We start from the raw sequence: 20,806 nt of genomic DNA on the forward strand, positions 1-20,806 counted from the left end.
TCCCCCGCTCACTTTTCGGTAAATTTAAGCTCGATCCGCCGGTTCTGCGCCCGCGCGGCTTCGGTATTGCCCTCGGCCACGGGCTGGTACTGGCCAAAGCCATTGGCCGCCAAACGATCCGGCGCGATGCCAAGGAAGTTGACCATATATTTGACCACCGACAGCGCCCGCGCTTGGCTCAGTTCCCAATTGTCCGCGAACGCCCCAAAGCCGGAAAGCGGCACATTATCGGTATGGCCATCGACACGGATCACCCAGTCGATCTCTGCCGGGATCTCGTCTACCACGCTGCGCAGAATGCCCGCCACCTTGGCAATCTCGCCCTGCCCGTCTTGGCTCAGCACCGCACTGCCCGGCCCGAAAAGCACCTCGGAAGAGAAGACAAAGCGGTCGCCTTCGATCCGCACGCCCTCCTGATTGCCCAGAAGGTCACGCAACCGGCCAAAGAATTCCGAGCGGTACTGGGCGAGGTTCTTGCTCTCCTCCTCCAGCCGCTTGCGCTCTGCCGCTTCGAGCTCGGCGCGACGCCGTTCCTCTGCCGCCACCCGTGCCAGCGCGGTGTTCAACTCGGACCCGAGCGATTGCAACTCAACCGATCTTGCCGCATCCCGCGCCACGGCATCGTCGAGCAGCGCCTGTAGGTTGCCCAGTTGCGCGCGCAGTTCCGCGACCTGCTGGTTCAGCAATTCGGTCTGACGCTGCGCCTCGGCGCTGACCGCCTTCTCGTCGGCCAAGGTCGCTTCGGCCTGCGCCAGTAGGGCGGCGCGGCGCTCGGCGGCGGTGGTCTTGTCCTCGGCCAGCGTTTCAGCGGCAAGCTTTGCCGCCAGCGCCTGCGCCAGACGTTCGCGCAGATCCGACTGCGAGCCGCTCAGTGCTTCGCCCTCTTGTTCAAGGCTCTGCACGCGGGCCAGCGCCTCGGCCAAGCGGGCATTCAACGCCTGCTCGGTCACCTCGGCCTGCGACAGTTGTGCGCGCAAGTCCTCTTCGGTGCCCTCTGCCGCGTCCAACTCTTCGGCCAGCGCGGCGCGCTCGGCCTCGAGACCTGCTCCGCTTTGTTCAGCCGCCTCCAAGCTCAGCAGAGTTGCGGCGAGTTCACTGTCCAGATCGCTTCGCGCCGCGCGCGCGGCGGCCAGCAAGGTCAAGGTGTCTTCGGCCTTCTTGCGCTGCGCCTCAAGCGAGAGGGTCATGGCCGTCAATTCCGCATCCGCATTCTCAAGCCGGTCGCGCAATGCCTGCGCCGCTGCGGCTTCGGCCAGACGGGCGGCTTCCTCGGCGCTGAGCGCCTCTTCAGCCTCTAATACCTCGGCGTTGAGTGCTGCGACCTCCGCCTCGGATTCAGCGTTCTGGGCACGCAGATCGGCCACCAGCGCATCCAGCGCCTCGCGCTTTGCCGCGGCCAGCCGGGCCGTTTCCGCCTGCGCGTCGATCTCTTCCCGCGCGGTGCTCAGCGCGAGGTTCAGCGCCTCTTGCTCATCCAGCAACGCGGCTTCGCGGTCTTCCAAGCTTCCGATGCGCGCCTGATCTTCGGCCTGCGAAGCCAGAAGGGCCGCCACCCGCGCCTCGAACCCGGTGATCTCGGCCTCGGCGGCCTGCAACGCGGCCTCTTGGGCGTCGCGTTCAGAGGTCAGCCCGGCGATCACCGCTTCTTGGCGCGAGACCTCATCGCGGGCATCGTTCAGTGAGGCATTCAGCGCCCCAAGCCGGGCCTCCAGCCGCGCAGTGGTGCGTTCCTCGACGCCAAGCGCTTGGGCAAGGGCCGCGACCTCTCCGGCCAATTCGTTCAACTCGCTCTCTTGGCCGCTGATGCGTTCGGTCAGGACGAATTGCACGACCATAAAGATCGTCAACACGAACATCAGAACCAGCAAAAGCCCGGTCATCGCATCGACGAACCCCGGCCAGATCGAGCCCTGAAACCGTGCGCCTGTCCGCCGGGAAAGTGCCATTACTGGTCCCCGCCACCGGGGACATCGCCGGCCCGCAGGCGACGGGCCTCAGGCGCGCGCTGCCCGGAAAGCGCCTTGGCCAGCAGTGAGATATCCTTGCGGAATTCGGCCATCGTCTCTTGCCGCCCGGCAGAAATCTCTTCGAGAATGCGCAGCATCTGCACGTCGATTGAGCGCAGCCGCATCCGGCTCTCCGCGTCGATCCCTTCGCCCGCCACTTGCCCTTCGAGCACGGCAATCAACCGGTCTTGCCCGTCGGCCACCCGATCAAGCGCGTTGTTCGTCGTCGTGTCATGCTCCATCCGCGTGGTCATCCGGTCCACGGCATCGGCAAGCTTGCCCAGCTTGTCGTCGACCATGGCGCGGCTGACGTCGGACTGGGTGAACATCTGCTGCATCTCGGCCATCTGTTCGACCATCTGGTCCATCACGCTGGCCATGATATTTTGGTCGCCCACATCGTCGCCCGAGGTCAGCCCGACCCGCGTGATGGAGCTTAGCCAATCTTCCAACTCTTGGTAGAAACGGTTCTGACCGTGGCCCGCAAAAAGCTCCAACAGCCCGACGACGAGAGAGCCCGCAAGCCCCAAAAGCGATGAGCCAAAGGCCACGCCCATGCCGCCCAACTGCGCTTCAAGCCCGGTCATCAGGCGGCCAAAGACATCAACCCCCGCCTCCCCTTCGCCGGGGGCGAGCGAGCGGATCGTGTCGACCACAGCAGGCACGGTCGTGGCAAGCCCGTAGAAGGTACCGAGAAGACCAAGGAAAATCAGCATGTTGACGATATAGCGCGTGATCTCGCGCACCTCATCGATACGTGAGGCGACAGAGTCGAGGATCGACCGGGTCGAGGCTGTGCTGACCTGCATCCGCGCACCGCGCTGGCGCAACAGCGACGCCAAAGGCGCCAGCAGCTGTGGCGGTTGCGCGTCGGGTTCGGCATTGTCGGCGGCAAAATCCTCAATCCAGCGGACCGAGCCGATCAGCTGCGTCACCTGATAGAAACAGGCCAGCACGCCGACGACGAAAACAAAGATGATTACCCCATTAAGCCATGGGTTCGCGGCAAAGATCGGCAGCACACTGGGCAGGGCCAAAAAAGCGCCCACGCCGGTCAATGCCAATACGATCAGCATCAGAGAAATCTGACGCACCGGTTGTGAAAACTGCGGTTTTGCCTTGCGGTCTGGCTGTGCCATGCGGCCTTTCCTGACCCTCTATTCTGCTCTTGGCGCAGCTTACACTGAAACGGCGCGGAGTTGCCAAGTTTTTATGAGGCCAAAGCCCTTACGCGATCATGCAACCACTCCAACGCGGGGTCATGCAAGCCCACTTCGGAAAGATGCACGGCAGTGTTGATTAAATACTCGGTATTTGGCCCGCGGCCGCCTACGGCGCGTGCAATGATCTGGGCCTGTTCTTCCAGTGGCAAGCCGCCGCAATATTGGTCATGCGCCGCGTCGATCACATAGGTCACCGCCTCCACGTCGCGGCCGTCGGTCAGATGCACGGTGAGGTTTTTCTCGACATAGGCCGAGGAGATCAGCTCACGTTCGCGCAGATAGTCCAGCGTCTGCGCCTCCTGCCCCGGAGCCACGCGCATCGCCATGCCTTCGCAGGCCGAGCGGACAGATTCGTCGAGCGCCAGCACCAGCCCCGGCTGCTCCACCGTGCCGCGGTGGTGGATCGAGTGCATGCAGAACGACCGCGCATAGCCCGGCAGCGTGGCGATCACGCTTTCCGCCACCTCAAAACCGGGGTTCCACAAAAGGCTGCCATAGCCAAATACCCACATTGTCATCCTGCTGGTCCTTTCTGCTGGCCTTCGGTAAACCGCATCTGAAGCACGATTTGAAGGGCTATCGAAATGCGGAAACTGGTTTGGCTGCTGATTGTGCTCGCCGTACTTTGGGGCGCGTGGTGGGCCACTGCGACGACGCAGATGCAAAGCACCCTGACCGGCCTGCTCGACACCCGCCGCGCGGCGGGGTGGGAGGTTACGCTCAAGGACATCAGCAAATCGGGATTCCCCCTCTCCTTGCAAAACCGGCTGAGCGGGCTTGCCGTGGCGGCCCCCGCCCGCGGCTTGGCATTTGAGGCCCCGCAGCTTGATCTTTCCGCCCCGGTCTGGTGGCCCGGCGACCTTTCTGCGCGCGCCTCGGTCGCAAGCGCCGCGCTGCCTGCAGGCGCGCTGCCCTTGACGCTGAACATACGTGACCTGCGTGCCGATCTGGCGCTGCACCCCGGGACCACGCTGCAACTCGAAGCGATTGAGTTCCGCAGCACGCATCTTGAGGTCAATGGCCCCGACGGGCTGTTGCTGGAAGCCGAAGAGCCCCGGATGCGGGTCACGCAGTCTTCGGGCGCGGCGCGGGACTATGACATTGCCTTGCTGCCCGGCGGAATCACCCCCGGCCCGCTGCTGCGCAAGGTTCTGGGGGACGGCGCGGTGCAGCCCGGCGGGCAGCCGATCCTGTCTGCGCGGATGGCCGTGACCTTTGCCCGCCCGCTGGATCGTCACAGCGCGGTGGCGGGCACCCTGCCGCAGATCGATGCGCTGACGGTTGAGAATGTCGATGCCGCATGGGGCGACGTGGCTCTGGGCGCCGAAGGCGCGCTGACCTTTGATGCCGAGGGCATTCCCGACGGGGTGCTGAGCCTGCGGGTCACCAATTGGACCAAACTGCTTGATGCGGGCGAACGTGGGGGTTTCCTGCCGCCCTCCATGCGCGGGCAGGTGAATACCATGCTGCGGCTGTTGGAGGCGCGGGGCAGCACGCCGGGCGGTCTGGATCTTGATCTGGTCTTTGCCGATGGGCAGATGGTCCTTGCGGGTCTTCCGCTTGGCTCGGCACCGCGATTAATCCAGCCGTAAGCGGGCCTTAGCGGCAGTAGCTGCCGCTGCGATACCGCGCCGTGTCGAAATGGAAATGGTCTTGGTGATAGCGGTCCGCTTCTGGCCCAAGCACCGTGCCGAACGGCCCGCAAGCGCCCCGGTGCATCCGCCGCATCGCCTTGCTGCTGCGGCGGGCGCGCCAGCCTTTCAACACGGTGACCAAGCTGCCGTCCGCCAGTTCAAACCCGGAGATATCAATCGCGCGGCCCTTACCGTGCTCGGATATCTTGCCGCCTTTGCGGTTGTTCCGCGTCCGGCAAGCGTAATGCGCCGCGACCCTTAGCTCTTTCAGCCCGCCGCCCTGCCCCGCCAAAGCGGGCACCGCCGACTGGCGCACCCATGTGTCCAGCGCCTTGGCCGTGGTGCAATCCATCACCGCGGCATTGCTGAGCTTGATGCCTGAGACGGAGCGCACTTTAACCGCGTTCTCGACCCCGCAACCGTTGATCTTGCCGGGCACCCGGCCCACCGGCGTGCCCTGTATTGCCAAGTCTCCGCAGACCGCGCCCTTGGCCAACATCTGCCGACGTGCGCGGGCGGCTTTCTCGATCTTGCGGCTGCGCAGCGCGGGGCGAAGCGAGGTTTCCATCCCCCGCCCCCCTTCAGCGGCAGCACGGGCGGCGGGGTCACGCTTGGGCTGTTCAATCGCGCCCGAGGGCACGACGATCAGCGGCAAGGTATCCCCATTGTCCCGCGGGACCGGGCGTTGCGAACTGTCCGGCCCCGCAGCGAGGGCGACTTGCCCCAGCACAATCAGCGGCAGGACAGCCCAGCCCTTCATGACTTGCGTGCCCCCCGGCCAAAGTCGGGCGCATCGGTGTCCTGCCCCGCCTCGATAATGCCGCGCCGGATCGCGCGGGTGCGGGTGAAATAGGCGTGCAGATGATCGCCGTCGCCGGTGCGGATCGCGCGTTGCAGGGCAAAAAGTTCTTCGGTGAAGCGGCCAAGGATCTCCAGCGTGGCGTCCTTGTTGGTCAGGAACACATCGCGCCACATGGTCGGATCGCTTGCCGCGATGCGGGTGAAGTCCCGAAAACCGGCGGCGGAATATTTGATGACTTCGCTGTCGGTCACCCGGCGCAGGTCGTCGGCCACGCCCACCATCGTATAGGCGATGAGGTGCGGCGCATGAGAGGTGACCGCAAGCACCAGATCGTGATGCTCGGCGTCCATCTCTTCGACATTGGCGCCCGCCCCTTCCCAAAGCGCGCGCAGCCGGGCGATGGCGTCCGCGTCGGTGCCTTCGACCGGGACCAGCAGACACCAACGGTTGTCGAAAAGCTCGGCAAAGCCGCTGCGCGGGCCGGAATGCTCGGTCCCTGCCAGCGGGTGAGCAGGGATGAAATGCGCGCCTTCGGGCAGATGCGGCCCCACCTGCGCGATTACGTCGGCCTTGACCGAGCCCACATCCGTCACCGTGGCACCGGGGGCCAGATGCGGCGCGATTTCGGCGGCGACGGCCCCCATGACGCCGACCGGTACGCAGAGCACCACCAGATCGGCCCCCTTAACGGCTTCGGCGGCGCTGTCGCAGACGCGGTCGCAGAGGCCGATCTCGCGCGCCGTGGCGCGGGTCTCGTCGCTACGGGCATAGCCTGTGACTTCGCCCGCCAGCCCACCGCGCTTCATCGCCCAGAAAAGCGACGAGGCGATCAGCCCCAGCCCGATCAGAGCGACCCTGTCATAGACCTGAGCCATCAGCTGCCCCCCTTGAACTGCCGCACCGCATGGACCACCCGGCGGCAGGCGCTTTCGTCGCCTACGGTGATGCGCAGGCAGTTGGGCAGGTTGTAGCCCGCCACCCGGCGCACGATCAGCCCTTGGGACTTGAGGTAGTCGTCGCAGGCCTCCGCCTCGGCCTGATTGGCGAAACGGGCCAACACAAAATTGGCAAGCGAGACATCCGAGGCCACGCCGATCTCGGCCAGCGCATCGGCGAGCCATGTGCGCCAGCGGGCGTTCTCGGCCCGGCAGTGGTCGGTATAGGCCCGATCACGCATCGCCGCTTCGGCAGCGTTGAGTGCGGCCTGTGAGAGGTTGAACGGCCCCCGCACGCGGTTGAGGACGTCGATCACATGGGCGGGTCCATAGCCCCAACCGATGCGCAGACCGCCCAGCCCGTAGAGCTTGGAAAAGGTGCGCGTCATCACGACGTTATCGCGCCGGTCCACCAGTGCGGCTCCGCCGTCGTAGCCCTCGACATATTCGGCATAGGCCCCGTCGAGCACCAAAAGCGCCTGCGGCGGCAGCCCCTCGGCCAGCCGCTCGATCTCGGCCAGACCGATCATCGTACCGGTCGGGTTGTTGGGGTTGGCGATGAACACCAGCCGCGTGGCGTCGGTACAGGCGGCGAGGATGGCATCTACATCGGTCACCCGCTCACGCTCGGGCACCTCCACGGGCGTGGCGCCCGCGGCGAGGGCAGAGATGCGGTACATGGCAAAGCCGTGTTCGGTGTGCACCACTTCGGTCCCCGGTCCGGCATAGGCTTGGCAAAGGAAGGCGATGATTTCATCCGAGCCCGCGCCGCAGATGATCCGCCCCGCATCAAGGCCCAGCACCTCGGCGATGGCGGCGCGCAGCGCGCTATGATCGGAAGACGGGTAGCGATGCAGATCATAGGCCGCGCGGCGGTAGGCTTCGACGGCGGCAGGGCTGGGCCCCAGCGGGTTTTCGTTCGAGCTGAGTTTGACCACATTATCAAGGCCCGCGACATGCGCCGCACCCCCTTGATAAAGGTCAATCTCCATAATGCCCGGTTGCGGTGCGATCTGTGTCATCTCGCTCTTTCCTCACGCTACTGCCGCCCTTCTATCGGGGCCGCAGCGGTGATGCCAGAATCATTCTGCATCCGCGCCTGCCCCGGACAGGCTGTTGCATTGCTGCGCCCCGGCCCGGCCCCGCGCAAAGAAAAAGGCCGCGCGGTGTGCACCACGCGGCCTTTCGATTGTCGACTGGCGAAGAAACTTAGTTCTTCGCGTAGAATTCCACGACGAGGTTCGGCTCCATCACAACCGGGTATGGCACGTCGGACAGACCGGGTGTGCGCACGAAGGTTGCTGTCAGTTTGGAGTGATCCGTCTCAAGGTAGTCAGGCACGTCACGCTCGGGCAGCTGAACCGCTTCGAGAACGGAAGCCAACTGCTTGGAACGGTCACGCACTTCGATGACGTCACCCTCTTTCACGCGGTAGGAGGGGATGTTCACTTTTTTGCCGTTCACACGAACGTGGCCGTGGTTCACGAACTGGCGCGCTGCGAAAACGGTCGCAACGAACTTGGCGCGGTACACAACGGCGTCCAGACGACGCTCAAGCAGACCGATCAGGTTTTCACCAGTATCGCCTTTAACACGCTCGGCTTCGCCGTAGATGCGGCGGAACTGCTTTTCGGTCAGGTCGCCGTAGTAGCCCTTGAGCTTCTGCTTGGCGCGCAGCTGGATACCGAAATCGGAAATCTTGCCTTTACGGCGCTGACCGTGCTGGCCGGGGCCGTATTCACGACGGTTCACCGGGGACTTCGGACGACCCCAGATGTTTTCGCCCATGCGGCGGTCTAGTTTGTGCTTGGCAGCTGTGCGTTTTGTCACGGCTGTTCTCCTTTATAAGGCCCCGAGGGGCGGTAAAGGGCGTTGTCCTTTGGCCGAAGCCCGACAGGCTTCCCCTTGCGGGGTCCACCAACACCAATGAAGGGGCGCTTATACGGTGCCATGGCCGGGAGTCAACGGGGGATTTCAGCAGGGGCAATACGCCCCGCCCTACCGCGCCATCGCCGCACAGGGGCCGTGGCGGTGGCAGGTCAGAATATGATCGTTCACCAGCCCGCAGGCCTCCAACCACGCATAGGTGATCGTCGGCCCACAGAACTTGAAACCGGCTTTCTTCAGGTCTTTACTCACCTGTTCTGACAGCGCGGTTTTCGGCGGGACCTCAGCCTGTGTGGCAAAGCCGGGCTGCAACGGCACCCCATCCACATAGCGCCACATGAAGCTGTCAAAGCCCTCGCGTGCCTCAAGCTCCTGCCAAGCACGGGCATTGGTAATCGCGGCCTCGATCTTGCCCCGATGGCGGATGATGCCCGGATCGCCCAGCAGGCGCGTGACATCCGCCTCGCCCCACTCGGCGATCTGATGCGGATCAAACCCGGCGAAAGCGGCGCGAAAGTTGTCGCGTTTTTTAAGGATCGTGATCCAGCTCAGCCCGGCCTGAAACCCATCCAGGATCAGCTTTTCCCAAAGCGCGCGGCTGTTATATTCGGGCACACCCCACTCGGTGTCATGGTAGGCTTGGTAAATCGGGTCCTCCCCGGCCCAGTCACAGCGCTGCATCTTTGCGTCTCCTGCCCGTGATCCACCGCGGAAAACGCCGCTGATTAAGACCGTGTTATCACCTTTGCGCCCATACCCACGGCAGGACAGAAAGAAGAGTACCGCCGTGCCCCGTCGATTCCAACGCCCTATCGCCGATATCCCCCCCGGAGGGGACAGCCCGCTTAACCATGCGGTAACGCAGCGCGATGCCGCGACCCTAGAAATGGTGCGCGACGCCGTGGCGCACCGTCAGACCCTGCTGGCCTTTCAGCCGGTCATGCGGGCCAGCGATCCGACGTCCATCGCCTTTCACGAGGGGTTGATCCGGCTGCTGGATCCCACTGGCCGCGTGATCCCGGCCAAGGATTTCATGCCAACGATTGAGGATACGGAAACCGGGCGGCAGGTGGATGTTCTGGCCCTGCGCCTTGGCCTGAACGCGCTGCACCACCACCCCAGATTGCGGCTGTCGATCAATATGTCGGCCCGTTCCATCGGGTATCAGGAATGGACCCGCGTCTTGCGCCACTGGCTGGCCCGCGACGCGACCTTGGGCGAACGGCTGATTCTAGAGATTACCGAAAGCTCGGCCATGATGGTGCCGGAACTGGTGGCGAACTTTATGGATCAGTTACAGCCCTATGGCATTTGCTTTGCCATGGATGATTTCGGGGCGGGGCAAACGGCGATCCGCTATTTCAAGGATTTCTACTTCGACATCCTGAAACTCGACGGGCAGTTCATTCGGGGCATCGCGACGAACCCCGACAACCGCGCCCTGACCGCCGCGCTGATGTCGATCGCCACACATTTCGACATGCTCACCGTGGCCGAATGCGTGGAGAACGCGGCCGACGCAGCGGTCCTGGTCGAGATGGGTGTCGACTGTTTGCAGGGCTACCATTTTGCCGCCCCCACGACCCGGCCCGCCTGGCTTGGGTTCGACCGCATGCGCGCCACAGGCTGACCGGGTAAAGAGGGTAACGCCATGTCGGCAGCGTGGCGCTGCCTGCTCAGTTGCCGCATTGCAGCGCATCCGCTATCACTACCATAGAGGGACGGGAGCGCCCACGCCCGACGATGGCGCGTGTCGGTGTGCCCCCGCCCAACAAGGTAGAGGAAAGTCACATCATGACCAATGTCGTCATCGCATCCGCCGCCCGTACCGCCGTGGGCAGTTTCGGCGGGGCGTTTGCCAATACACCCGCCCATGATCTGGGTGCCGCCGTTCTAAAAGAACTGGTGGCCCGCGCCGGGGTCGACCCGTCCGAAGTCTCTGAGACCATTTTGGGGCAGGTGCTGACCGCCGCTCAAGGCCAGAACCCTGCGCGTCAGGCACATATCAATGCGGGCCTGCCGAAAGAAAGCGCCGCTTGGGGCATCAACCAAGTCTGTGGCTCGGGCCTGCGCGCCGTGGCATTGGCGGCCCAGCACATCCAGCTGGGGGATGCGAACATCGTCACCGCTGGCGGTCAGGAGAATATGACCCTCAGCCCCCACGCGCAGAACCTGCGTGCGGGTCAGAAGATGGGCGATCTGCAGTTCATCGACACGATGATCCGCGACGGTCTGTGGGATGCGTTCAACGGCTACCACATGGGCCAAACTGCCGAAAACGTCGCCGAAAAATGGCAGATTTCCCGCGACCAGCAGGATGAATTCGCCGTCGCTTCGCAAAACAAGGCCGAGGCCGCGCAGAAAGCTGGCAAATTCGCGGATGAGATCGTCGCCTACACGATCAAAACCCGCAAAGGCGAGACTGTCGTTGATCAGGACGAATACATCCGCCATGGGGCCACCATGGAAGCCATGCAAAAGCTGCGCCCTGCCTTTACCAAAGACGGCTCGGTCACTGCGGCCAACGCCTCGGGCCTGAACGACGGTGCAGCCGGGGCCCTGCTGATGAGCGCGGATGACGCCGAAAAGCGCGGCATCACCCCATTGGCGCGCATCGCCTCCTATGCCACGGCAGGTCTCGACCCGTCGATCATGGGCGTCGGCCCCGTCTATGCTTCGCGCAAGGCGCTGGAGAAAGCCGGTTGGAAACCAGAAGACCTCGACCTTGTGGAAGCCAACGAAGCCTTCGCCGCGCAGGCCTGCGCCGTGAACAAGGAAATGGGCTGGGATCCGGAAATCGTGAACGTCAACGGCGGTGCAATCGCGATCGGCCACCCAATCGGCGCCTCCGGCGCGCGCGTGCTCAACACTCTGCTGTTCGAAATGCAGCGCCGCGGGGCCAAAAAAGGTTTGGCGACGCTGTGTATCGGCGGCGGTATGGGTGTTGCCATGTGTCTTGAGCGCCCCTAAAACTACAGTTGGCGCGCAATTTTGTTGCGCGCCAAAACATGCAATTGCAAGAACATTACCTTGAGGGAGGAGTTACATGTCACGCATCGCTTTGGTCACCGGGGGCAGCCGCGGCATTGGCGCGGCCATTTCCACCGCGCTGAAAGACAAAGGCTATACCGTCGCCGCCACCTATGCGGGCAATGACGAAGCCGCCGCAAAATTCACCGAAGAGACCGGCATCAAGACCTATAAATGGAACGTGGCAGATTACGACGCCTCCAAAGCCGGTATCGAACAGGTCGAGGCCGATCTTGGCCCCATCGAGGTGGTTGTCGCCAACGCAGGCATCACCCGCGATGCGCCTTTCCACAAGATGACCCCCGATCAGTGGAACGAGGTCATCGCCACCAACCTCACCGGGGTGTTCAACACGATCCACCCGGTCTGGCCCGGCATGCGCGAGCGGAAGTTCGGCCGTGTCGTCGTGATCTCTTCGATCAACGGCCAGAAAGGTCAGTTCGCCCAAGTGAACTATGCCGCGACCAAGGCGGGCGATTTGGGCATTGTGAAGTCATTGGCCCAAGAAGGCGCGCGCGCAGGCATCACCGCCAATGCGATCTGCCCCGGCTATATCGCGACTGATATGGTCATGGCCGTGCCCGAGAAGGTCCGCGAAAGCATCATCGCGCAGATCCCCGCGGGGCGTCTGGGGGAGCCTGAGGAAATCGCCCGCGCGGTGGCCTTCCTCGTCTCTGACGACGCGGGCTTCATCAATGGTTCGACCATCTCAGCCAATGGCGCGCAATTCGTCGTTTGATCGACGCCAGCATGGAATCGAAAAGGCCAGCCCCTCGACGGGCTGGCCTTTTTCATTGCGGCGGGAGGGGCCGTTCACCCATCACGCTCAGTATCGCTTCTGGCATCCCCCTGCCCTAGGCAAAGGCTGCCGCCCCGCCCCAGCGAAACGACAGCCCTCGAATGAAAATCTCAATTCACGGGGTGAGGTCAGCTCGACAGGCGGCTAATCTCCTCCTTCAGGCGCAGTTTTTCCTTCTTCATGGAAGCCACTTGTAAATCGTCCATACCGGGGGCGCGTTGCGCGGTTTCCACCGCCTCACTCATCGCCTGATGCTTGCGCTTCAGGGTGTCCAGATGTGCGTTCAAAGCCATACAATCCTCCATGATTGGTGTGTGGAATTTCAGTGGACCACAGCGCGACCCACAAGTCACGCAGCACCGCAGCATAGGGGTGAAGTTGGTAAAAAAACGCTTAAGAAGTAGGATAAGTCAGCGGCGCGCCGCGACGCAGGACCGCTTCGATTTCCGGCACATAGCTGTTGCCATCCGATTCATGCCGCGCGCCAAGGTGCATAGCGTAGCTGTGATAGAGCCGAAAAGCACCGCGGCCATTCTTGCGGGCACGCAAAAGAATCAACTCCGGCATCCGCCCCGCGCGCGAGGCCAGAGGCAGCACTTCGACCGATCCCATCTCATGCGGAAGGGCGGCCAGAATCTCGGGCAGCCGTTCTGCGCGGTGGATAAAATGTGCCTGCCCTTTGGGTTTCAGCCGTTTCGCTGCGATGCGGACCCATTGTCGCAGGGGCGTGGCTTCGCCCAAGGCGGCCTCCCGCCCCGGATCGCGGGACTGAACCGAGGCGGCCCGGTCGAAATAGGGCGGATTGGCCAGAACGTGGTCAAATTGTCGCTGCCGCAGATGCAGGGGCATGTCGGTCAGATCGGCCTCGACCACCTCCAGCGCCGCGCCGCCATTACGCCGCGCGAGTTCGGCATAGGCAGGTTGCAGCTCACACCCCGTCAGCGCCAGCCCCGGCACCCGCGCGCCCAGACAAAGCACCGCCGCACCGACCCCACAGCCCAATTCCAGCACGCTTTGCCCCGCCGTGGCCTCAATGCTCGCGGCCAGCAAAACAGGGTCCACCCCGGCGCGGTAGCCCCGCCCCCGGCGCGGCTGCCAGAGGTGCAGCTTGCCGCCCAGAAAGGCGTCACAGGTCAGGTCATCTTCGGCGAAACGGGTCACAGCCCCAGTGGAATCTCATTATCGCGCATCACCCGCAAAGCGGCGTCATGGTCATCGGGGTGCACCATCAAGCGGCGCGGGAAAATCCCGATGCCGCCTTCGAGCACGCTCATGTTTACGTCCATTTCAAAGCAGTCTATATCCTCCCCCCTGAGAAGGGCGGTGGCAAAGGCGATGATGGTCATATCGGTGCTGCGCAAAAGTTCCTTCATATCAAAGATGTAGAGCCGGATCACCGGCATGTCGAGCGGGACGCGGGAAATGATGATGAAAAGTGATGCAACGGCCAAACCGCACGACCGCATGGCGGCCTATCTAAGCGATGATATGGCGGCGGTCAGCGCCCTGATCCGTGAGCGGATGGCGTCGAAGCACGCCCCCCGCATTCCCGAAGTCACCGCCCATCTGGTCGAAGCTGGCGGCAAGCGCCTGCGCCCGATGCTGACACTGGCCGCAGCGCGGATGTGCGGCTACGGCGGCCCCTATCACGTCCATCTCGCGGCGACGGTGGAGTTCATCCACACCGCGACCCTGCTGCATGACGATGTAGTGGACGAAAGCGCGCAGCGCCGCGGGCGGCCCACGGCGAACCTTTTGTGGGACAATCAGTCCTCGGTGCTGGTGGGCGATTACCTTTTCGCGCGCAGCTTTCAGTTGATGACCGAACCGGGCTCAATGCCCGTCATGCGAATCCTGTCGAACGCCGCCGCGACAATTGCCGAGGGGGAGGTCTTGCAACTGACCGCCGCGCAGAACCTTGCCACGGATGAACAGGTCTACCTGCAAGTCGTGCGTGGCAAGACGGCGGCGCTGTTCTCGGCCGCGACCGAGGTGGGCGGCGTAATTGCCGACGCGCCAGAGGATCAGGTCAAAGCGCTTTACGACTATGGGGACGCGCTTGGCATCGCCTTCCAGATCGTTGACGATCTTTTGGATTATCAAGGCGATACAGGGGCCACGGGCAAAAACGTCGGCGACGATTTCCGCGAGCGCAAGCTGACCCTGCCAGTGATCAAGGCCGTTGCCAAAGCCGATGAGACCGAGCGCGCGTTTTGGGTGCGCACCATTGAAAAGGGCAAACAGGAAGAGGGCGATCTCGACCATGCGCTGATGCTCTTGGGCAAACACGATACGCTGACGGCAACACAGCGCGATGCGCGGGACTGGGCAGAAAAGGCCCAATCGGCCCTTGCCCCCCTGCCCGACCATGAGTTGAAAGACATGTTGATCGATCTGGCCGACTACGTCGTCAGCCGGATCAGCTAAGCGGCCAAGATCGGCGCGGCGGCGACCCACCACTGGGGCGCGGCACTGCTGATGCGGTGGGCCGCGTTCTCGGCCTGCGACGCGGTGGCGTAGAGACCGAAACAGGTCGCGCCCGAGCCGGACATCCGCGCCAGCGCCGCATCGCTCAGCGCCTCCAGACAGGCCCCGATGATCGGCTCCCGCGCGATGGCGGGGGCGGCGAGGTCATTGCGCTGTTCGCCCAGAAAATCGATGAATTCAGTAAAGCCCGTGAAGGTCGGGATCACCTCCGGCATCGGCGGTTGGTTCTTATCGGTCAGGGCCGAAAAAACGGCAGGCGTCGGCACATCGACGCCGGGATTCACCAACACCATATGGCAGGGCGGCAGTGGCGAAAGCGGCGTGAGGATCTCCCCCACCCCCTGCATCCGCTGCGGGCCGCGTGTCAGGCAGACCGGCACATCCGCCCCGAGCCGCGCCGTGTCTGCGGGCAATGGGACGCCCCAATGCGCGGCAAGCAGGTCCAAAGCCGCCGCCGCATCGGCAGAGCCGCCGCCGATCCCTGCCGCCGCGGGCAGATGTTTCTCCAGATGCAGCGCCGCGCCTTGGCCTGCGCCGGCATCCAGCATCTCTGCCGCGCGCAGGATGAGGTTGCGGGCATCGGTCGGTACACCTTCGGCACGCGGGCCGCTGACCGCCAGGGTCAGATCACTCGCAGCCGCCACATGCAGCGCATCGCCCACGCCCGCCCGCACCACCAGCGAATCCAGCAGGTGATAGCCGTCAGCGCGCTGGCCGGTGCAATGCAGGGTCAGGTTCACCTTGGCCCAAGCCATCCGCGACGCCGCAGCGCCGGGACCAGCGGGTGCCCCATTGTTCGGAAGGCTCATTCGTCTGCAGCAACCTTCAGCGGGGCCGCGCCCTCTTCGGACAGCACGGCATCAAGCCCGACTTCCAGCTTGCGGCGCATCCGCTCAGGGTCGGCCTCGGAATCCGCATCCGTCAGGTCCACGAAAGACAGCGCCCGACGCCACTGGAACTCGGCCTCGCGCTGGCGGCCCACGGCCCAGTAGACATCGCCGAGGTGGTCGTTCACCACAGGGTCCACCGGCTCCAGCTCCACCGCGCGCTCCATCTGCTCGACCGCCTCTTCGTAGCGGTCCAAACGGTAGAACACCCACCCTAGCGAATCGACGATATAGCCACTGTCGGGGCTAGCCGCGACGGCGCGTTCGATCATGTCCAACGCCTCGTCCAGGTTGCGCTGTTGTTCAACCAGCGAGTAGCCGAGGTAGTTCAACACCTGCGGCTGCTCTGGGTTCAGCTCAAGTGCGGCGCGGAAATCGGATTCTGACCCTTCCCAATCGCCGCTGCGCTCTTTGGCAATGGCACGGGCGTAGAACAGCACCCAGCGGGCGCGGGCGGTTTCAGGCGTAAGCGCCAGCGCTTCGTCGTAGGACGCGATGGCCGCCTCATAGTCTTCCTCCGCGCGCAGCATGTCGCCCAGCGTGGAATGCACCACCGCCAGTTCCCCATGACTGCGGGCGAGTTGCTCCAGCACTTCGATGGCCTGCGCCGTCTTGCCCGAGCGCCGCAGCGCATCGGCGCGGCCCAATTCCGCAGCGTGATAGGCGGGGCTGTCGGCAGGCAGAGATTTGTACTCGGCAATCGCCAGATCATGCTCGCCGAGGTTTTCCAAAAGGCTGGCCGTCAGCAAAAGCGCATCGACATGATCGGGGCGCAGATAGCGCGCGATGCGCGAGTAGAGCAGCACATAGTAGTCCCCCGCCGCCTCGTTGCGCAGCACGGCGGCAAAGGTGAAAAACACCTCGGCCATACCCGCTTGGGCGTCGGGCATATGGCTGAAGGGGGCCGGTGCCTCTTGCTGCAGGGCCTCGATCAACCGCGCGATTTCGGGATCGGTATCTGCGCCAAAGCCGTCCGAGAGCACGGCCAGTGCATCGTCGCTGCGCCCCAGTTGGCCAAGGATCTCGGCATGGGCCATGACCCCGCGCCGGGTCTGGCCCGCAGCGCCCGCCGCACCACTGTCAAAGATCGCCTCTGCCCCTTCGAAGTCACCCACACTCGCCAGCGCGAGGGCCTTGTGATACATCACAAAGCCCTGCATCCCGGCCTCTTCGCTGAGGCCGTCAAATGCAGCCATGGCGGCGGTGACATCGCCTGCGCCCATATGCGCCCAAGCCTGCACCAACCCGCCGACCCAAGGGCCGATGGAAGATGTGTCCCGCTCTAACAGGGCCTTGTAATCACCCTCTTTCGCCATCGCGGCCACGAGGGTCATCTCGGCCACTTGGCTCTTGGTGCCGAGGGTGATCATGTTGCGCGCCAGCGGCAGCGCCTTATCCACACGCCCAAGCGAGAGATAGGACAGCACCGCGCTTTCCATCAGTTCGATGTTCTTGGGATCACGGGCCAGCGCCTCGGTGTAGTAGCGCGCGGCTTCGGGGTAATCGCTGTTCACGGCGGCATGCCGCCCCGCCAGATAGGGGCCCGCGATCGACTGCGCCATCAGTGGCGCAGAAAGGCCGATGCAAAGCGCCGCAACGCTGGTGAAACCTAGGACATTCCGAAACATGCAAACCGCCTCATATCGCTTTGCGCTCAGGCTATCATCTCTGTGCCCGGGCGCAATGGCGGGGCCGCGATGAGGCATGCAGCCGACAGGATTTCGCCGATTCAGACAAAGAAAGGACCGACACGCCCTCGCATGCCGGTCCTTTGATTGTGCCTGTTGGCGACCCGTTTACATGTTTGGATAGTTTGGCCCGTCGCCGCCCTGCGGGGTGGTCCAGACGATATTCTGCGTCGGGTCCTTGATGTCGCAGGTTTTGCAGTGCACGCAGTTCTGGAAGTTGATCTGGAACCGCGTCTCGCCGGTTTTCTCATCCTCGACGAACTCATAGACCCCCGCCGGACAATAGCGGGCCGAGGGGCCGGCGTATTTCGGCAGGTTCACCTCGACCGGAATGCTCGGGTCTTTCAGCTTGAGGTGCGCAGGCTGGCTTTCCTCGTGATTGGTGAACGAGAAGGCCACGTTGGTCAGACGGTCAAAGCTGAGCTTCCCGTCGGGCTTGGGGTAGTCGATCTTCTTGTGCTTATCCGCAGGCTCGGTCGCCTCGGCGTCCGATTTGCCATGGCTCAGCGTGCCCAAAAGCGAGAAGCCGAGCGTGTTGGTCCACATGTCAAAGCCACCAAGCGCCAGCGAAGCGGTGAGCCCGTATTTCGACCACAGCGGTTTGACGTTGCGCACTTTCTTGAGGTCTTCGGCAATCGGGCCTTCGCGCACATCCGTCTCATATTCGGTCAGCTCATCACCGCCCCGCCCTGCTTGGATCGCGGCATAGGCGGCCTCAGCCGCTGCCTTGCCCGAGAGCATGGCGTTGTGGTTGCCCTTGATGCGCGGCACGTTGACCATGCCGACCGAGCAGCCCAGCATCGCCACGCCGGGGGCCACCATCTTGGGCATCGACTGATAGCCGCCTTCGGTGATTGCCCGCGCGCCGTAGGCCACACGTTTACCCCCCTCGAGCAACTCGGCCACCATCGGGTGATGCTTGAAGCGCTGGAATTCCATGTAAGGGAAGACATGCGGGTTTTTGTAGCCAAGGTGAACGACGAAGCCGACGTAAACCTGATTGTTCTCAAGGTGATAGATGAAAGACCCGCCGCCCGCGTTGCTGTTCAGCGGCCAGCCCATCGTGTGGGTGACGGTGCCTTCTTTGTGCTTGGCGGGGTCGATCTCCCAGATTTCTTTCATGCCGAGACCGTATTTCTGCGGCTCTTTGCCCTCATCCAGCCCGTATTTCGCGATCACCTGTTTGCTCAGGCTGCCGCGCACGCCTTCGGAGAGGAAGACATATTTGCCGTGCAACTCCATGCCCGGCTCATAGCTTGGGCCGGGGGTGCCATCGGCCTGACGGCCCATCTCACCGGCGACAACGCCTTTGACTTCGCCATTCTCGCCGAACACAAGTTCAGAGCAGGCCATGCCGGGGAAGACTTCGACGCCCAGTTCCTCGGCCTGTTCGGCCATCCAGCGGCAGACATTGCCCATGGAGACGATGTAATTGCCGTGGTTTTTCATCAGCGGTGGCATCGGAAATTCGGGGATGCGCAGCTTGCCCGCCTCGCCCAGCAGATAGAAGTTGTCTTCTTTCACCGGCACATTGATCGGCGCGCCTTTTTCCTTCCAATCCGGGATCAGCGCATCCAACCCGCAAGGATCAAGCACCGCGCCCGAGAGGATATGCGCGCCCACTTCCGAGCCCTTCTCCAGCACCACGACATTGCAATCGGCGTCCAACTGCTTGAGCCGGATCGCAGCCGACAGGCCAGCAGGCCCGGCGCCGACGATCACAACGTCATATTCCATCGCTTCGCGTTCAATCTCGGCCATTTTGGTGCTCCCTCACGGCAAATTCGGTTTGGATTTGGCTAAACCACCGCCGCGCGCAATGCAATCGCGACCCTGCGTTTATTGCGCAAAACATGGCCTCAGCGACATAACATGACGCGCGACCTGTCAGGCCGCCGGTTCGTCCCCCATCAGATAGCGCGGTCCGGGGCCTTTTTCACCTGCTTGGTCGATAGGATTGTAAAGCGCGCAGGCTTCGAGGCTCAGACAGCCACAGCCGATGCAGCCGTCAAGATTGTCACGCAGCCTGTTTAGGGTGGCGATGCGCGCGTCGAGGGCGGCGCGAAACCCTTCGGAAATGCGGGTCCAATCGGCCTTGGTGGGCGTGCGCCCGCCCGGCAAGCGGTCCAACTCAGCCTTGATCTGTGGCAGGGTGAAACCGAATTGCTGGGCGATCATGACGAAACTCAGCCGCCGCAGATCGGCCCGATCAAACCGCCGCTGCCCGCCCGCATTGCGCCACGGCGCGATCAACCCCTGCGCCTCATAGTAGCGAATGGCCGAAACGGCGAGCCCGGTGCGCTTGGCCAAAGCCCCGATCGACAGCCCCTCATTCACCGCCATTTCGCCCTCACAAATCTCTTGACCTAAAGTTAGGTTTAACAATTACGCTCAGATGGCACAAGCGATCACAAAAAGGATAAACGCCATGCCCGCGCAACTTGAACATGCCAATTTCACCGTCTCTGACCCCGCCGCCACCGCCGATTGGATGCGCGAAGTCTTTGGCTGGCACCTGAGATGGGAGGGCGACGCCATGGCCGGGGGCCACACCAAACATGTCGGCACCGAGGCGCATTACGTCGCGCTCTACAATCCCGGCAATGCGGGCACTCTTACGAACACCAGCTACGAAACTATCGGTGCGCTCAACCACATCGCGGTCGTGGTGGATGACCTCGACGCCACCGAAAAAACCGTGCTGGCGCAGGGTTTCACCACCGGAAACCACGCCGACTATGAGCCCGGACGGCGGTTTTATTTCCACGATGCGGACGGGATCGAATATGAGGTCGTGCAATACGATTGACGGCAGTCAACCGCCGACCCTGAGGCCGTTAGGCACTTGCAATTGGCGGGCAGTTTGGGTCAGGTATCTGCCAAGTTAACACGCAATTGGCCGCCCCCCGGCGAAAACCCGGGTGCGGCCCTCATTATGTAGGCACACCGCCATGGAAAAGATCCCGATGACCCGCGACGGTCACACCGCGCTCGAAGTCGAACTCAAGCAGCTCAAGTCGGTTGAACGGCCCGCCATCATCAAGGCCATCGCCGAAGCGCGCGAACATGGTGACCTGTCGGAAAATGCCGAGTATCATTCCGCCAAGGAAAAGCAGTCTTTCATCGAAGGCCGCATCAAAGAGCTTGAGGGCGTGATCTCGCTCGCCGATGTGATTGATCCCAAGAAATTGTCGGGGTCGATCAAGTTTGGGGCCACGGTAACGCTGGTGGACGAGGACACCGACGAAGAGAAGACCTATCAGATCGTTGGTGAATATGAGGCCAATATCGAAAAGGGCTTGCTGAACATCAAGTCGCCCATCGCCCGCGCGCTGATCGGCAAAGACGAAGGTGATTCCGTCGAGGTGCGCACCCCCGGAGGGCAAAAGTCCTATGAGGTTCTCAAGATCGTTTACGCTTGACCGGGA

22 protein-coding genes are annotated in these 20,806 nt (G+C 63.2%); 7 read left to right on the top strand and 15 right to left on the bottom strand.

Annotated elements, in window-relative coordinates; genetic code table 11:
• Positions 1–8 precede the first annotated feature (8 nt).
• The 3 genes from K3762_RS14530 to K3762_RS14540 all read right to left on the bottom strand — a co-directional run bounded on the left by K3762_RS14530 (position 9) and on the right by K3762_RS14540 (position 3,747).
• Positions 9–1,946 (bottom strand): peptidoglycan -binding protein, encoded by a 1,938-nt coding sequence (locus K3762_RS14530; protein ID WP_260010204.1) that lies wholly within the window; start codon positions 1,944–1,946, stop codon positions 9–11.
• Entirely contained in the window at positions 1,946–3,145 is a 1,200-nt protein-coding gene (locus K3762_RS14535) for a biopolymer transporter ExbB (RefSeq protein WP_132444272.1), read from the bottom strand. Before K3762_RS14535 ends, K3762_RS14530 begins: the two co-directional genes overlap by 1 nt.
• Before the next feature lie 71 nt (positions 3,146–3,216).
• Positions 3,217–3,747, bottom strand: coding sequence for a gamma-glutamylcyclotransferase (locus K3762_RS14540; protein ID WP_132444271.1), 531 nt, complete (start codon positions 3,745–3,747; stop codon positions 3,217–3,219).
• A 66-nt stretch (positions 3,748–3,813) separates the two neighbouring features.
• Between K3762_RS14540 and K3762_RS14545 the strand changes: the two genes are divergently transcribed.
• Positions 3,814–4,821, top strand: coding sequence for a DUF2125 domain-containing protein (locus K3762_RS14545; protein WP_132444270.1), 1,008 nt, complete (start codon positions 3,814–3,816; stop codon positions 4,819–4,821).
• A 7-nt stretch (positions 4,822–4,828) separates the two neighbouring features.
• Here the strand turns inward: K3762_RS14545 and K3762_RS14550 are convergent, their stop codons facing one another.
• From K3762_RS14550 to K3762_RS14570, 5 genes are all read right to left on the bottom strand, one after another.
• Positions 4,829–5,623: an extensin family protein gene (locus K3762_RS14550; protein WP_120351738.1), complete on the bottom strand. Its 795-nt coding sequence runs from the start codon at positions 5,621–5,623 to the stop codon at positions 4,829–4,831.
• Complete coding sequence (locus K3762_RS14555; protein ID WP_120351739.1) at positions 5,620–6,540, bottom strand: prephenate/arogenate dehydrogenase family protein; 921 nt, start codon at positions 6,538–6,540, stop codon at positions 5,620–5,622. Before K3762_RS14555 ends, K3762_RS14550 begins: the two co-directional genes overlap by 4 nt.
• The gene (gene hisC, locus K3762_RS14560; RefSeq protein ID WP_120351740.1) at positions 6,540–7,622 is read right to left on the bottom strand and encodes a histidinol-phosphate transaminase; all 1,083 of its coding nucleotides are present in this window, start codon (positions 7,620–7,622) and stop codon (positions 6,540–6,542) included. The genes K3762_RS14555 and hisC overlap by 1 nt, the downstream gene beginning before the upstream one ends.
• 187 nt (positions 7,623–7,809) lie before the next feature.
• Entirely contained in the window at positions 7,810–8,430 is a 621-nt protein-coding gene (gene rpsD / locus K3762_RS14565) for a 30S ribosomal protein S4 (protein WP_007118979.1), read from the bottom strand.
• 168 nt (positions 8,431–8,598) lie between these two features.
• Positions 8,599–9,168, bottom strand: a complete 570-nt coding sequence (locus K3762_RS14570) for a DNA-3-methyladenine glycosylase I (protein WP_132444269.1) — start codon at positions 9,166–9,168, stop codon at positions 8,599–8,601.
• Between the two features lie 106 nt (positions 9,169–9,274).
• On the opposite strand from K3762_RS14570, the gene K3762_RS14575 reads away from it, so the two are divergent.
• The 3 genes from K3762_RS14575 (at position 9,275) to phbB (ending at position 12,256) form a co-directional block, all read left to right on the top strand.
• On the top strand, positions 9,275–10,117 hold the full coding sequence (locus tag K3762_RS14575) for an EAL domain-containing protein (RefSeq protein ID WP_260010217.1): 843 nt from the start codon (positions 9,275–9,277) through the stop codon (positions 10,115–10,117).
• Positions 10,118–10,281: 164 nt separating this feature from the next.
• A complete protein-coding gene (locus K3762_RS14580; RefSeq protein ID WP_132444267.1) occupies positions 10,282–11,457 on the top strand; it encodes an acetyl-CoA C-acetyltransferase in 1,176 nt (391 codons plus the stop codon).
• 76 nt (positions 11,458–11,533) lie between these two features.
• A complete protein-coding gene (phbB, locus tag K3762_RS14585) occupies positions 11,534–12,256 on the top strand; it encodes an acetoacetyl-CoA reductase (RefSeq protein ID WP_067629533.1) in 723 nt (240 codons plus the stop codon).
• A 188-nt stretch (positions 12,257–12,444) separates the two neighbouring features.
• Here phbB and K3762_RS14590 read toward each other — a convergent pair whose 3' ends face one another.
• From K3762_RS14590 to K3762_RS14600, 3 genes are all read right to left on the bottom strand, one after another.
• On the bottom strand, positions 12,445–12,609 hold the full coding sequence (locus K3762_RS14590; RefSeq protein WP_082849498.1) for a YdcH family protein: 165 nt from the start codon (positions 12,607–12,609) through the stop codon (positions 12,445–12,447).
• Positions 12,610–12,709: 100 nt separating this feature from the next.
• Positions 12,710–13,477 carry a tRNA1(Val) (adenine(37)-N6)-methyltransferase gene (locus K3762_RS14595; RefSeq protein WP_132444266.1) on the bottom strand — a complete coding sequence of 256 codons (768 nt, stop codon included), beginning with the start codon at positions 13,475–13,477 and terminating at the stop codon, positions 12,710–12,712.
• Positions 13,474–13,689: a DUF2007 domain-containing protein gene (locus tag K3762_RS14600; protein WP_040700850.1), complete on the bottom strand. Its 216-nt coding sequence runs from the start codon at positions 13,687–13,689 to the stop codon at positions 13,474–13,476. The genes K3762_RS14595 and K3762_RS14600 overlap by 4 nt, the downstream gene beginning before the upstream one ends.
• Positions 13,690–13,744: 55 nt before the next feature.
• Between K3762_RS14600 and K3762_RS14605 the strand changes: the two genes are divergently transcribed.
• On the top strand, positions 13,745–14,743 hold the full coding sequence (locus K3762_RS14605; protein WP_132444265.1) for a polyprenyl synthetase family protein: 999 nt from the start codon (positions 13,745–13,747) through the stop codon (positions 14,741–14,743).
• Here K3762_RS14605 and K3762_RS14610 read toward each other — a convergent pair.
• From K3762_RS14610 to soxR, 4 genes are all read right to left on the bottom strand, one after another.
• On the bottom strand, positions 14,740–15,612 hold the full coding sequence (locus K3762_RS14610; protein ID WP_132444264.1) for a 4-(cytidine 5'-diphospho)-2-C-methyl-D-erythritol kinase: 873 nt from the start codon (positions 15,610–15,612) through the stop codon (positions 14,740–14,742). The two genes, K3762_RS14605 and K3762_RS14610, sit on opposite strands and share 4 nt — an antisense overlap.
• Positions 15,609–17,318: a tetratricopeptide repeat protein gene (locus K3762_RS14615; protein ID WP_120351745.1), complete on the bottom strand. Its 1,710-nt coding sequence runs from the start codon at positions 17,316–17,318 to the stop codon at positions 15,609–15,611. Before K3762_RS14615 ends, K3762_RS14610 begins: the two co-directional genes overlap by 4 nt.
• Positions 17,319–17,486: 168 nt before the next feature.
• On the bottom strand, positions 17,487–19,139 hold the full coding sequence (locus tag K3762_RS14620) for an electron transfer flavoprotein-ubiquinone oxidoreductase (RefSeq protein ID WP_120351746.1): 1,653 nt from the start codon (positions 19,137–19,139) through the stop codon (positions 17,487–17,489).
• Between the two features lie 126 nt (positions 19,140–19,265).
• Positions 19,266–19,721: a redox-sensitive transcriptional activator SoxR gene (gene soxR / locus K3762_RS14625; protein ID WP_067624292.1), complete on the bottom strand. Its 456-nt coding sequence runs from the start codon at positions 19,719–19,721 to the stop codon at positions 19,266–19,268.
• A gap of 85 nt (positions 19,722–19,806) precedes the next feature.
• On the opposite strand from soxR, the gene K3762_RS14630 reads away from it, so the two are divergent.
• Both K3762_RS14630 and greA read left to right on the top strand, forming a co-directional pair.
• Positions 19,807–20,187: a VOC family protein gene (locus K3762_RS14630; protein ID WP_260010229.1), complete on the top strand. Its 381-nt coding sequence runs from the start codon at positions 19,807–19,809 to the stop codon at positions 20,185–20,187.
• Positions 20,188–20,329: 142 nt separating this feature from the next.
• The gene (greA, locus tag K3762_RS14635; RefSeq protein ID WP_067624274.1) at positions 20,330–20,800 is read left to right on the top strand and encodes a transcription elongation factor GreA; all 471 of its coding nucleotides are present in this window, start codon (positions 20,330–20,332) and stop codon (positions 20,798–20,800) included.
• The last annotated feature ends 6 nt before the right edge of the window (positions 20,801–20,806 follow it).

Origin of the sequence: Sulfitobacter sp. W074, assembly GCF_025142275.1 — a bacterium.
Lineage (GTDB): Bacteria > Pseudomonadota > Alphaproteobacteria > Rhodobacterales > Rhodobacteraceae > Sulfitobacter > Sulfitobacter profundi.

Coding starts and splice junctions, on each gene's coding strand:
- K3762_RS14530 (WP_260010204.1), bottom strand. CDS start 1,946: ATGGCACTTTCCCGGCGGACAGGCGCACGGTTTCAGGGCTCGATCTGG.
- K3762_RS14535 (WP_132444272.1), bottom strand. CDS start 3,145: ATGGCACAGCCAGACCGCAAGGCAAAACCGCAGTTTTCACAACCGGTG.
- K3762_RS14540 (WP_132444271.1), bottom strand. CDS start 3,747: ATGACAATGTGGGTATTTGGCTATGGCAGCCTTTTGTGGAACCCCGGT.
- K3762_RS14545 (WP_132444270.1), top strand. CDS start 3,814: ATGCGGAAACTGGTTTGGCTGCTGATTGTGCTCGCCGTACTTTGGGGC.
- K3762_RS14550 (WP_120351738.1), bottom strand. CDS start 5,623: ATGAAGGGCTGGGCTGTCCTGCCGCTGATTGTGCTGGGGCAAGTCGCC.
- K3762_RS14555 (WP_120351739.1), bottom strand. CDS start 6,540: ATGGCTCAGGTCTATGACAGGGTCGCTCTGATCGGGCTGGGGCTGATC.
- hisC (WP_120351740.1), bottom strand. CDS start 7,622: ATGACACAGATCGCACCGCAACCGGGCATTATGGAGATTGACCTTTAT.
- K3762_RS14570 (WP_132444269.1), bottom strand. CDS start 9,168: ATGCAGCGCTGTGACTGGGCCGGGGAGGACCCGATTTACCAAGCCTAC.
- K3762_RS14580 (WP_132444267.1), top strand. CDS start 10,282: ATGACCAATGTCGTCATCGCATCCGCCGCCCGTACCGCCGTGGGCAGT.
- phbB (WP_067629533.1), top strand. CDS start 11,534: ATGTCACGCATCGCTTTGGTCACCGGGGGCAGCCGCGGCATTGGCGCG.
- K3762_RS14590 (WP_082849498.1), bottom strand. CDS start 12,609: ATGGCTTTGAACGCACATCTGGACACCCTGAAGCGCAAGCATCAGGCG.
- K3762_RS14600 (WP_040700850.1), bottom strand. CDS start 13,689: ATGAAGGAACTTTTGCGCAGCACCGATATGACCATCATCGCCTTTGCC.
- K3762_RS14605 (WP_132444265.1), top strand. CDS start 13,745: ATGAAAAGTGATGCAACGGCCAAACCGCACGACCGCATGGCGGCCTAT.
- K3762_RS14610 (WP_132444264.1), bottom strand. CDS start 15,612: ATGAGCCTTCCGAACAATGGGGCACCCGCTGGTCCCGGCGCTGCGGCG.
- K3762_RS14615 (WP_120351745.1), bottom strand. CDS start 17,318: ATGTTTCGGAATGTCCTAGGTTTCACCAGCGTTGCGGCGCTTTGCATC.
- K3762_RS14620 (WP_120351746.1), bottom strand. CDS start 19,139: ATGGCCGAGATTGAACGCGAAGCGATGGAATATGACGTTGTGATCGTC.
- soxR (WP_067624292.1), bottom strand. CDS start 19,721: ATGGCGGTGAATGAGGGGCTGTCGATCGGGGCTTTGGCCAAGCGCACC.
- K3762_RS14630 (WP_260010229.1), top strand. CDS start 19,807: ATGCCCGCGCAACTTGAACATGCCAATTTCACCGTCTCTGACCCCGCC.
- greA (WP_067624274.1), top strand. CDS start 20,330: ATGGAAAAGATCCCGATGACCCGCGACGGTCACACCGCGCTCGAAGTC.